Source organism: Massilia niastensis DSM 21313, from assembly GCF_000382345.1.
Classification (GTDB): domain Bacteria; phylum Pseudomonadota; class Gammaproteobacteria; order Burkholderiales; family Burkholderiaceae_D; genus Telluria; species Telluria niastensis.
Window position 1 is genome coordinate 23,230 of record NZ_KB908132.1, and the last position, 12,229, is coordinate 35,458.

At 67.8% G+C, this 12,229-nt stretch carries 9 protein-coding genes; 7 read left to right on the forward strand and 2 right to left on the reverse strand.

Annotated features, from left to right (window positions below; all coding sequences use genetic code 11):
• Positions 1-5: 5 nt before the first annotated feature.
• Together H162_RS0124235 and H162_RS32860 are read left to right on the forward strand one after the other, a co-directional pair.
• Entirely contained in the window at positions 6-893 is an 888-nt protein-coding gene (locus H162_RS0124235; protein WP_020656081.1) for a pyridoxamine 5'-phosphate oxidase family protein, read from the forward strand.
• 172 nt (positions 894-1,065) lie between these two features.
• A complete protein-coding gene (locus H162_RS32860; RefSeq protein ID WP_020656082.1) occupies positions 1,066-1,254 on the forward strand; it encodes a hypothetical protein in 189 nt (62 codons plus the stop codon).
• A gap of 43 nt (positions 1,255-1,297) precedes the next feature.
• Here the strand turns inward: H162_RS32860 and H162_RS31795 are convergent, their stop codons facing one another.
• On the reverse strand, positions 1,298-2,572 hold the full coding sequence (locus tag H162_RS31795) for a cytochrome P450 (RefSeq protein ID WP_020656083.1): 1,275 nt from the start codon (positions 2,570-2,572) through the stop codon (positions 1,298-1,300).
• Positions 2,573-2,648: 76 nt separating this feature from the next.
• On the reverse strand, positions 2,649-3,731 hold the full coding sequence (locus tag H162_RS32865) for a porin (protein WP_020656084.1): 1,083 nt from the start codon (positions 3,729-3,731) through the stop codon (positions 2,649-2,651).
• Between the two features lie 209 nt (positions 3,732-3,940).
• Here H162_RS32865 and H162_RS0124255 point away from each other — a divergent pair, with 209 nt between their 5' ends.
• The 5 genes from H162_RS0124255 to H162_RS0124275 all read left to right on the forward strand — a co-directional run.
• A complete protein-coding gene (locus H162_RS0124255) occupies positions 3,941-7,498 on the forward strand; it encodes an indolepyruvate ferredoxin oxidoreductase family protein (protein ID WP_020656085.1) in 3,558 nt (1,185 codons plus the stop codon).
• 99 nt (positions 7,499-7,597) lie between these two features.
• Positions 7,598-8,500 (forward strand): LysR family transcriptional regulator, encoded by a 903-nt coding sequence (locus H162_RS0124260; RefSeq protein WP_026355037.1) that lies wholly within the window; start codon positions 7,598-7,600, stop codon positions 8,498-8,500.
• Positions 8,501-8,671: 171 nt separating this feature from the next.
• Positions 8,672-10,642, forward strand: a complete 1,971-nt coding sequence (locus H162_RS0124265) for an aconitase family protein (protein WP_020656087.1) — start codon at positions 8,672-8,674, stop codon at positions 10,640-10,642.
• A 45-nt stretch (positions 10,643-10,687) separates the two neighbouring features.
• Complete coding sequence (rraA, locus tag H162_RS31805; RefSeq protein ID WP_020656088.1) at positions 10,688-11,236, forward strand: ribonuclease E activity regulator RraA; 549 nt, start codon at positions 10,688-10,690, stop codon at positions 11,234-11,236.
• Positions 11,237-11,366: 130 nt separating this feature from the next.
• Positions 11,367-12,229, forward strand: an 863-nt coding sequence (locus tag H162_RS0124275; protein ID WP_026355038.1) for an acyl-CoA dehydrogenase family protein, incomplete at its 3' end; no start/stop codon positions are given.

Sequence of the window (12,229 nt, forward strand, 5' to 3'; positions counted from 1 at the left end):
CTGTCATGCTCGATCACCGTATTCCCGAACCCTTCCATGCCGGGGAGCTGCGCGCGCAGCAGCTGGCCGGCGGCGGCCCCGCCGGCGCACCGATCCGCTCGCAGATGCCGGACCAGCACCGCAGCTTCTTCCCGCTGCTGCCCTTCCTGTGCGTCGCCGTGGCCGACGAAACAGGATGGCCGCTGGCGACCCTCCTGAGCGGCAGCCCCGGCTTCCTGTCCTCGGACAGCGCAAGCCAGCTCCGCGTGGCCGCCAGGGCGGATGCAGACGATCCCGCCTCGCCTCATCTGGCAGCGGGCGCCGCGATCGGCATGCTCGGCATCGACCTGTCCACCCGCCGGCGCAACCGCGCCAACGGGCGCGTGGCGCATGCCGATGCCGAGGGAATGCTGGTGGATATCCATCAGTCCTTCGGCAACTGTCCACGCTACATCCAGGTGCGCCGGCTGACGCACGCGGCAAGGGAGCCTGGCCCGGCCAGCGCGTTCGGCGCGGACCTGCCTGCCGAGGCGGTGGCCCTGATCGCCCGCTGCGCGACCATGTTCGTCGCCACCTCCAGTGGCGGCGCCGCGCATGGACAGGCCGGCGGCCTCGACATCTCGCACCGCGGCGGCCCGGCGGGCTTCCTGCGACTCGAGGGCGCAGTGCTGAGCGTGCCCGACTACGCGGGCAACCGCTACTTCAACACCCTCGGCAACCTGCTGCTGGAGCCGCGCGCGTCCCTGCTGATGGTGGACTTCGATAGCGGGGACATCCTGCAGCTGCAGGGCGTGGCCGAGGTGGCATGGCAGGAGCCCGGCGCCGGCGCCGATCCGCAGCCCGAGCGGAGCTGGCGCTTCCGAGTCGTGCGCGGCTGGCTGCGGCGGGCTGCCTTCCCGTTGCGCGAGGTGTGAGGCCGCTTCCCGGCTGTTTGCCTGCTGCCTGGTTTACTTTCCGGGTGATGCGCTGCGGGCGACGGCCGGCACGATTGCAGGCGCGCTCGGCCACCATCTGGTCTACCTCATCGCGAAGCGGCAATTCGGCCGGCAAGGCTCCCTTGGAAACCTGAGCCTGGAGCGCTTGCCGATGCGTGCGATAGGCTGCGCGATTGCCAGCCTCGCACTCCATCACCTGTGGTTCATGCTGCAAGATAGCAGCGAGCTGGTGCTGGGATTTTTCGTCATGTGCGTCGGCGACCTGGCAGGGTCGGCGATCGTGCCGTGCGCCGCCAAGGCCCTGCTCGCACTGAAGGAGCTGCGGGCCCGGACGACATAAGGCACCCGCAGGATCAGCCACGTGGCGCGGCCCCTGACGACCGTCAGGACGCCGCCACCTGGAGCCGGGCCAGGCCGCGCAGCCCGGCATTCCTGTTCCAGCGGCTGGCCGGACCGCTGCGGGCGAGTGCCGGCCAGCGCTGCATCACTGCCCGCAACACCACATCGGCCTCCAGCAGCGACAGTCCAGCCCCGATGCAGACATGCGGACCGCTCCCGAAGGACATGTGGCTTCCTTCGCGCCTGTCGATGTCGAACGCATCGGGATCGCTGAAGCGCGCAGGGTCGCGGTTGGCGGAGCCGATCAGGGCGAGGACGAGGTCTCCGCGGCGCAGCGTTTCGCCATGCAGGGTGAAGCCGCTGGCCACCCGGCGGCCGGTGTACTGGACCGGGCTGTCGTAGCGCAGCAGTTCGCGCACGGCCAGCGGCATCGCTTCCGGGTTCGCGCGCAGGCGCTCCCACTGCGCCGGGTGCTCCAGCAAGGTATGCAGTCCGTTGCCCAACAGGTTACGGGTGGTCTCGTGGCCCGCGAACAGCAGCATCGCGCATTGGGCAAGCAGTTCGCCATCGGGCCTGAGCTCGCCCGCGGCCTCGGCCTGCACCAGGCGGCTGATCAGGTCCTCGCCGGGGGCGCGCCGGCGCGCCGGCAGCAAGGCGTCGAAATAGCGCACCATCTGCAGCAGGCTGCGCTGGGCGGTGCGCAGCTGCTCGGCCGACGGTTGCAGCGCGCCGATGAAGGCCGCGAGCTCATCCGACCAGGCCATGAATCGCGCCTCATCCTCGCGTTCGATACCAAGCAACAGGCCGATCACGCGCGACGGCAGCGGGCGGGCGACGGCGCCGATGAAGTCGAATCCGGCGCGGCCATCCAGCGCGTCGAGCAGTTCCTCGGCCAGGCGCTCGACCTGGGGCCTCAGCGCGCGGATCAGGGAGGGATGGAAGCCCGCCGCCATCGCCTTGCGCACGCGCTGGTGGTCCGGACCGTCGAGGAATACCATCGCACTCCCGAACAGCCGCTGGAACGCTTCCAGGCCGGCTTGCGCCCGCTCTCCACGAAAGGCCGTGGCACGGCCCGGAATCCGCTTGATCCAGCCACCCGTGCGCTGGGAGGAAAAGCGCGGATCGCGCAGCGCGAGCTCGACGTCCGCATGGCGCGTCAGCAGCCATGCGCCATCGAAGACATCGTCGCGCCACAGCACCGGTCCCGCTTCCCGCAGGATGCGGTAGGTCGGATAAGGATCGTCCAGAAACGCATCGTCGAATGGCGCGAGCGACGCGTGTTCGTCCCGGAACGCCGGCTGGAGTCCATCAGCCCCCATCGTTTCTCCATATAAAAAACATCAGAACCGGGCATTCTACGGGGAAATGCAGGAGCGCGCGGAAGTGCCGGCCCGGCTAGAACACGTGACGCAGTCCGACCATGAAGCCGGCCTGGTCGTCTCCCGGATTCGGTTGATTGCCGGCGCCGCTGGAAGAAGTGAATTTCGACAGGTTGACGATGTTCAGCCTGCTTGCATCGTCCTGCCTCGATGCGGCGTAGCCCGCATACAGCATGCTGCGCTTCGACAGGAAGTAGTCGGCGCGCAGGGTCCAGGTAACCGGCCGTTCATCGAACACCTCGTTGTCCACTTTCGCCAGGAAGGCGTTCACCGCGAAGGAAGGCCCCACCGGAACGTTCGCACCAACGAAACTGGTGACGAATTTCCCGCCCCCCGGCCCCAGTCCTTCCGACTCGGTATGTCCGGCCACGAGGCGGGCGAAGTCGAACTTGTAGCGCAGGTATGCGGCCTTGTGGCGGAACACGAGGGCCGGGCTGGCCGTCGAATACATCTGCCCGAACACGGCCGCGGCTTCGAACGGACCCCGCGTATATTCGAGCGAGGCGGTCCGGACCGAACTGGTCCTGGAGCTCTCGACATTCTCCCCTGCCGAGTAGGTGATGCGTCCGACGAAACCGCCCATCACGGGCGTGCGATAGTGGATGCTGTTGTCGACCCGGGCCGAGCCATAGGACGAGAACATGTTGCCCGAGGTCGGATTGAGGGACGACTGGCGGCTGTCGAACACCTGCATCATCCCGCCGAAATTCCCTCCGCTCATCGGGTCGTACTTGGCGGCGAGTTCATAGGTTTCGGTGTAGTTGCGTCCCAGCCGCACTTCGCCCCACTTGCCCTTGGCGCCGACCCAGGCGGAACGCCCGAACAGCGGTCCGCTCCCGGTCGAGCCGGTGTCGACGAAGATGTCGCTCTCCAGCAGATAGATGATGGCATTCCCGCCGCCGATGTCCTCCGTCCCCTTGAACCCGAGGCGCGAGGAGCTCATCCCGCCATTGTGCAGGCCGGTCACCCGGCCCCGGCCCAGCACGTTGTCCACGGTGCCGATACCCCCGTCGAGCGAACCATAGATCGTCGGCCCGTCCGCCTGCGCGGACGCGCAGCCGGCAGCCAGCAGCAGCGCCGCCAGTCGTTTCATCGTCATGCCTGTCTCCTGATTGGTTTCTTGTGTTTTGCGAAACCAAGTATGGACATGGACGCCAGAGGGCAACAGCGCCGTTTCGACAAGGCAGCTTTCGCATTTCGAGATGGCGGATGCAGGCATGCGATTTCCAGAACCCTGCGTTGCCCAATCAGTCATTCAGTGCAGGTGGCTCCTGTCTATACTCGGATGCCTAACAAGGAGACGTCCCCATGAATTCCCCCCTGTCACCCGCGCAGCAAAGCGCCCTGGCCCAGGTCTCGATCGACGACAAGTACACCCTGGCCAAAGGCCGCGTCTACATCAGCGGCACGCAAGCCCTGGTGCGCCTGCCCATGCTGCAACAGGAACGCGATCGCCGCGCCGGCCTGAATACGGCCGGCTATGTGTCCGGCTATCGCGGCTCGCCGCTCGGCGCGCTCGACCAGCAGCTGTGGAAGGCGAAAAGCCACCTGGCGCAGCACGACATCGTGTTCCAGCCCGGCGTGAACGAGGAACTGGCGGCGACGGCGGTCTGGGGCAGCCAGCAGACCGGGCTCTGGCCCGGCGCCACCCACGACGGCGTGTTCGGCATGTGGTACGGAAAAGGACCGGGCGTGGACCGCTGCGGCGACGTCTTCAAGCACGGCAATTCCGCCGGCTCCTCGCCCCATGGCGGGGTGCTGGTGCTGGCCGGCGACGACCACGCCGCCAAGTCCTCGTCGGTCGCGCACCAGTCCGAGCATGCGCTGATCGCGGCCGGCATCCCGATCCTGTATCCGTCGACTGTGCAGGAATACCTGGATTACGGATTGCACGGCTGGGCCCTGAGCCGCTACGCGGGCCTGTGGGTGGGCATGAAGTGCGTCACCGACGTGGTCGAATCGACGGCCTCGATCGATGTCGACCCCGACCGGGTGCAGGTCGTGCTGCCCTCCGACTTCACCATCCCGGAAGGCGGCCTGAACATCCGCTGGCCCGATCCGCCCCTGGACCAGGAAGCGCGCCTGGTGGACCACAAATGGTATGCGGCGCTGGCCTACCTGCGCGCCAACAGGATCAACCGGATCGTCGTCGATTCCCCGCGCCCGAAGTTCGGGATCATCGCCGCCGGCAAGGCCTACCTCGACGTGCGCCAGGCGCTCGCCGATCTCGGCCTGGACGATGCGGCCTGCGCCGAAGTCGGCATCCGCGTGCTGAAGCTCGGCTGCGTATGGCCGCTCGACCCGCAGATCGCACGGGAGTTCGCGACGGGACTGGACGAAATCCTGGTGGTCGAGGAAAAGCGCCAGATCGTCGAATACGCGCTCAAGGAAGAGCTGTACAACTGGAACGAGCAGGTACGCCCCAAGGTGTATGGCAAGTTCGACGGGCGCGACAACGAAGGCGGCGAGTGGTCGGTGCCGCGCGGCGACTGGCTGCTGCCTTCCCGCTGCGAGCTCTCCCCCGCCCTGATCGCCCGGGCGATCGCGCGCCGCCTCGACAGGAACAGCCTGCCCGCGGCCGTGCTCGACCGGATCCATGCGCGCATGGCCGTGATCGACGCCAAGGAGCGCCAGCTGCACCCGACCGACGTCGCCGAACGCCGCCCCTGGTTCTGCTCCGGTTGCCCCCACAATACCTCGACCCGGGTGCCCGAAGGCTCGCGCGCCACGGCCGGCATCGGTTGCCACTACATGGCGCAGTGGATGGACCGCAGCACCGAAACCTTCAGCCAGATGGGCGGCGAAGGCGTGGCCTGGCTCGGCCAGATGCACTTCACCAGCGAAAGGCACATCTTCGTCAACCTCGGCGACGGTACCTATTTCCACTCCGGCCAGCTGGCCATCCGCGCTGCGGTCGCCGCGCGCGCCAACGCGACCTACAAGATCCTGTACAACGACGCGGTGGCGATGACCGGCGGCCAGCCGGTCGACGGCGTGCTGACCGTGCCGCAGATCGCGCACCAGCTGCAGGCCGAGGGCGTGGCGAAGATCGTCATCGTGACCGACGAACCCGAGAAGTACACGGGCGCGGTGCCGCTGCCGGCCGGGACCACGGTGCACCACCGCGACGAACTCGACGCGATCCAGAAGTCGCTGCGCCTCGTGCCCGGCGTGACGATCCTGATCTACGACCAGACCTGCGCCACCGAGAAGCGCCGGCGCCGTACCCGCGGCAAGGCGCCGGACCCGGCGCGGCGCGCCTTCATCAACGAGGCGGTGTGCGAAGGCTGCGGCGACTGCTCGGTGCAGTCCAACTGCCTCTCGATCGAGCCGCTGGCGACGCCGCTCGGCACCAAGCGCAAGATCAACCAGTCGTCCTGCAACAAGGATTTCTCCTGCGTCAAGGGCTTCTGCCCGAGCTTCGTCACGGCGGAGGGCGCGGCCATGCGCAAGCCCGCCACCGCTGCGCCGAGCACCGACCTCGCCGCCAGGATCGCCGCGCTCCCGCTGCCGGTCCCTGCCCCGCTCGACGCCCCCTACCGCATCGTCGTGACCGGCGTCGGCGGCACCGGGGTCGTCACCGTCGGCGCCCTGCTGGGCATGGCCGCCCACCTCGAGCGCAAGGGCGTGAGCGTGCTCGACATGGCTGGCCTGGCGCAGAAAGGCGGCGCAGTGGTGAGCCACGTCCAGATCGCACCGGCGCCGGAAGGCTTGCACGCGACCCGGGTCGGGACCGGCGAGGCGGACCTGGTCATCGGCTGCGACACGCTGGTGACGGCATCGCCGGAAGTCCTGTCCAAGACGCGTGAAGGCCAGACGCGCGCGGTCGTGAATACGGCGAACACGCCCACCGCCGACTTCGTCAAGAATCCGCGCTGGCGCTTCCCTGGCGAGCAGGCGCAGCAGGCGCTGCGCGGCAGCATCGGCGAACAATGCGATTTCCTCGACGCCCACGCGGCCGCGCTGCAGTTGCTGGGTGATGCGATCTACGCCAACCCGCTGCTGCTCGGCTTTGCATGGCAGCGCGGATGGGTGCCGCTGGCCTACGAGGGCATGGTGCGCGCCATCGAACTGAACAATGTTGCGGTGGAGAAGAATCGGCGCGCTTTCGACTTCGGACGCTACCTGGCCCACCACGGCGTCGACGCCCTCGGCGCCATGGCGCCGGCCAGGGCGGTGCCGGTGGTGCTGCACCTGCGCGAGTCGCTCGATGCGATCGTCGCCGACCGCGGCGCGCTGCTCACGGCTTACCAGGACGCCGCCTACGCCCAGCGCTACCTGGATGCGGTGGCCAAGGTCCGCCGACGCGAACAGCTGGCTGGCGACGCCAGGCGCCTGCCCGTCACCACGGCGGTGGCGCGCAATCTCGCCAGGCTGATGGCCTACAAGGACGAATACGAGGTCGCCCGCCTGTACGCCGACCCGGCCTTCCTCGACAAGCTGCGCACCCAGTTCGACGGCGAACCCGGCAAGGATTACACGCTGAACTTCCACCTGGCGCCGCCGCTGCTGCGCAAGCGCGATGCCGAAGGCCAGGCCGTCAAGCAGCGCTTCGGCCCCTGGATGCTGCCCGTGTTCCGCGTCCTGTCGAAGCTGAAGGGATTGCGCGGCACGCCCTTCGATCCCTTCGGACGCACGGAGGAGCGCCACGCCGAGCGGCAACTGGTCACGGACTACGTCGGCCTGGTCGAGGAATTGGCCGGTAGCCTGAGCCTCGAGAACGCCGACACGGCCGTCCAACTGGCCAGCCTGCCGGACCAGATCCGCGGCTACGGCCGGGTGAAGGAAAAGTCCATGACGGCCGCCGCCGCCGAGCGCGCGCGCCTGCTGGACGCCTATCGCGGGAAGGCCGCGGCGGCGGCGTGACGTCCCGGTGAGACACTATCGTCGGCACGAGTGCAGATGATATGATGGCAACGGACTGTCTCTGCAGTCCGTTGCCTTTTGCCTTCCACTGATCGGTGCATGAATAATTTGCTGAGAAAGCTCGACTTGACCTCGCTGCGCCTCTTCGTCGCGGTGTGTCAGGAGCGTAATATTGCTCGCGCAGCGGAACGGGAATTCATCGCGCCCTCCGCGGTGAGCCGGCGTATCGCCGAGATCGAGGCCGCGATCGGGCTGCCGGTCATCGAACGCAAGTCGCGCGGCATCGACATCACCCCCGTCGGCGAAACCCTGCTGCGCCATGCGCTGCTCGTGATCGGGAATATCGAAACCCTCGGCGCCGAACTGTCCCAGTTCTTCACCGGCGCCAAGGGCAACGTCCGGATGGTCGCCAACCTGGCCTCGATCGTCCAGTTCCTGCCCGAAGACATCGCCTCCTTCCAGCGCCTGTTCCCGGAAGTGCATATCGACGTCGAGGAACAGAACAGCGCCGAGGTCTTGAAGACGCTCGAGGAGCGCGGCGCCGATTTCGGCATCTGCAATGTCATTCCCGGCGTCGAAAAGTTCACCCAGTGGCCTTACCGCACGGATCGCCTGAGCCTGGCCGTGCCGCGCCACCACCGGCTCGCGGCCGCCACGCAGGTCGCGTTCGCCGACGTCGTCGGCGAACACTTCGTGAGCTTGCCGGGCGGGAGCGCGCTGACCCAGCAGCTTGCGCAGGAAGCGGCGCGCCTGGGCCGGTCGATCTCCATCAAGATCCGGGTCGGCAGCCTGGATGCGCTGTGCCGCATGGTGCATGCCGGCCTGGGGATCGCCGTGGTGCCCCATATGGTCGGCGAGCTCAATGCAAGCAGCCTCGACCTGGCCGTGATCCCCCTCTCCGATCCCTGGGCGGTGCGCCAGCTCGTGATCGTCTCGAACGGGGCCGAACAGCTCAACGCGACCGCCACCGCCCTGGTCAACTTCCTGGCCAAGCAGGACTGAGCGAGCCACGGTGCGATCCCGGCGTCTCGCATCGAGAAGCCAGCAATCCCGATTGGTCACTGTATCGCCGGGGTGCCAATGGTTATATTTCCTGTATCCGGAAGGCGACGCTGCCAGCAGCGGCTCTTCCGGTGCAGAAGAAAAGAAGCCCTTGGCCCAACCCGATACCCTATGACTACCTTGACCCTCAACGGCCGCATCCTGTTCCTGACGTCCGACCCGGCCCGGATCGACGCCCAGCTCGCCGGCCAGGACCTGACCCTTGCCGAGGCCGGAGCGTTGCGCGACGAGATCTCGACCGACGAGATCACGCCGATCCCGGTCCTGACCTATTACGACGAGCGCCTGGGCAGCTACCCCTACGTCGGCCTGGAATGCGGCGGCCGGCTGCCGATCGCCGCCAACGGCATCAAGAACGGCCGCTTCAGCGTGACCGTCGCGGGCAAGCGCTACGGCAAGGGTTCCTCGCGCGAGCACAGCCCGGTGGCCGAGCGCGAAGCCGGCATCCGGCTGGTGATCGCCGAAAGCTTCGAGCGCATCTACCGCCAGAACGCCGACAACGTCGGCATCTTCACCTCGACCGACTTCGGCCTGGTCGAGCGCATCGCGCGCGGCGAGCCGATCGACATCGAGGAGCTGGTCGCTTCGCGCGACAGCGTCGCGGCCGCCATCCTGCGCAGCGGCGGCCTGCTGCGCTACGGCCGCGAACGGATGCGCAAGGTCAGCCGCCATGCGCCCGCTCCCGGCGCCGGCCCGCTGACCCTGGCCGAGAAGATCCTGGCGCGCCACCTGGTGAGCACCGAGGATGCCCCCGCCACCCTGGAACCGGGCAGCGGCGGCTTCGTGCGCGCCGACTGGCGCTTCATCCACGAGTACTACACCGGCATGTGCACCCACATGCTGCACAAGGAATTCGGGCGTCCGCTCGCGCTGCACGACCCGGCGACCATCCTCGCCTTCGAGGACCACCTGTCGTACTCGAACCGCAGCCCGGTCCACATCAGGAACGGCCTGACGGCGAACGTGCGCCACCTGTCGGACGCGCACCGCGCCTTCGCCGAGGACTACGGCATCCGCAACCACGGCTACCTGGGCGGGGTCGACGTCGCCGCCGGCGAAGGCTCCGAGGGCATCTCCCACGCCATGATGGCGGAGAACTACGCCCTGCCCGGCCAGGTCGTGGTCGGCACCGACTCGCACACGCCGCACAGCGGCGCCCTGGGCTGCCTGGCCTTCGGCGTCGGCACCACCGACATGGCCAACAGCATGGTGAGCGGCGCAGTGCGCCTGACCGTACCGCGTTCCCTGCTGGTCGAGTTCACCGGCCAACTGCCGGCCGGCGTCACCGCCAAGGACCTGGTCCTGCACCTGCTGGCCACGCCGCAGATCAAGGCCGGCGCCGGTGTCGGGAAGGTCTTCGAGTTCGCCGGCCCGGCGGTCGAGCGCCTGTCGACCGACGAGCGCACGACCCTGACCAACATGACCGCCGAACTGGGCGGCTTCAGCGGCATCGTCGCGCCGGACCAGGAAACGGTGCGCTTCCTGCGCGAGCGCCGCGGGGTCGATTTCGTCGTCGAAGACTGGATGCGCAGCGATCCCGGCGCGCACTATGCCGACACCATCCGCATCGATTGCGCGCTTCTCAGCCCCATGGTGGCCAGCCCGGGCGATCCGGGCAACGGCATCGCGCTGGGCGAGCTGATGGAGCGCGTGCGCTTCGACATCGCCTACGGCGGCTCGTGCACGGCCGGCAAGCGCGAGGACTTCGACCACTACCACGAAGTGCTCGCCTGGGCGGTCGAGCACGGCCTGCGCGTGCCGGAAGGCGTCAAGCTGTACCTGCAGTTCGGCACCGCCGCGGTGCGCGACTACTGCATCGAGCGCGGCTACCTGCAGACCTTCGAGCGGGCCGGCGCCGAACTGCTGCAGCCGGCCTGCGGCGCCTGCGCCAACTGCGGCCCGGGTTCGTCGACCGACGCCGGCCAGGTGACCGTGAGCGCCATCAACCGCAATTTCCCCGGCCGTTCCGGTCCGGGCAAGGTGTGGCTGGCCAGTCCCCCGACCGTCGCCGCGAGCGCCATCGCGGGCGAGCTGGTCTCGTTCGCCGAGCTCCAGGCAAGGACCGCTCCGCGCCAGGCATGAGGGCACGCATGCCGTGACGAATCACAGATTGGAGGAGACAAGCAGATGGAAACCCTGATTTCCACAGCGGACCTGTGCGACCGTTTCCTGGGCCGACCGGACGGATTGCAGGTGGTGGCGCCGGGCTTGCAGTCCTTCGGCGGCCGCAAGGCCTACCGGGGGCGGATCGCGACTGCCGCTCCAGGCAAGCCCGGGGGCGCGGTCCGGCTGCACGATATCCTCGCCGAGCCCGGCAACGGCCGCGTGCTGGTCGTCGACGGCCAGGCCATCGAGCGATGGGCGGTGCTGGGCGACCAGCTGGCGGCGCTCGGCCAGCGGCATGGCTGGGCAGGCGTGGTCCTGAACGGCTATGTGCGCGACGTGCGCGCACTCGCCGGTCTCGATTTCGGGGTCCATGCGCTGGGCGCCGTCCCGCTGCGGCCGCAGGAATTCGACCCGACCGAGCGCGACCTTCCGCTGAGCTTCCGCCGCACCCGCTTCGTTCCCGGCAGCTGGCTGTACGCCGACGAGGACGGCATCGTCGTGTGCGTCGATTTCCAGCCCGGCGACACCAGGGCTCACCCATGTATCCAGCAACCGGGACCGGCATCGTGATCCTTTTTTTTGCCTTTTAATTGACGTTTACGTTAACGTCAAATGAAAGTATCATTCAAGAACCTGATTGACGTTTACGTTAACGTCAATCATACCTACCCTGCCAACCACCGTTCACCGTGAGGACGACATGCTGCATCTTCCAGGCTTGACCTTTGACCATGGCGACGACATCGCCGCACTGCGCGAAGCAGTCCAACAATTCGCGGCAAGCGAAATCGCCCCGCGCGCCGCCGAGATCGACCGCACCGACCAGTTCCCGATGGACCTGTGGAAGAAGATGGGCGAGCTCGGCCTGCTGGGCATCACGGTGGGCGAAGAATACGGCGGCGCCAGCATGGGCTACCTGGCGCACATCGTCGCCATGGAAGAAATCTCGCGCGCCTCGGCCTCGGTCGGCCTGTCGTATGGCGCGCACTCGAACCTGTGCGTCAACCAGATCAAGCGCAACGGCACCGAAGAGCAGAAGCGCACCTACCTGCCGAAGCTGATCTCGGGCGAGCACGTCGGCGCACTGGCGATGTCGGAGCCGAACGCCGGTTCGGACGTGGTCAGCATGAAGCTGCGCGCCGAGCTCAAGGGCGACCGCTACGTGCTCAACGGCACCAAGATGTGGATCACCAACGGTCCGGACGCCGACACCCTGGTGGTGTACGCCAAGACCGATATCGAGGCGGGTGCGCGCGGCATGACCGCCTTCCTGATCGAAAAGGGGTTCAAGGGCTTCTCGGTCGCGCAAAAGCTCGACAAGCTGGGCATGCGCGGCTCGCATACGGGCGAACTGGTGTTCCAGGATTGCGAAGTGCCGGTCGAGAACGTGCTGGGCGGGGTCGGCAAGGGCGTCAACGTGCTGATGTCGGGCCTGGACTTCGAGCGCACCGTGCTGTCGGGCGGTCCGCTGGGCATCATGGCGGCCTGCATGGACGTGGTGGTGCCCTACATCCACGAGCGCAAGCAGTTCGGCCAGGCGATCGGCGAATTCCAGCTGATGCA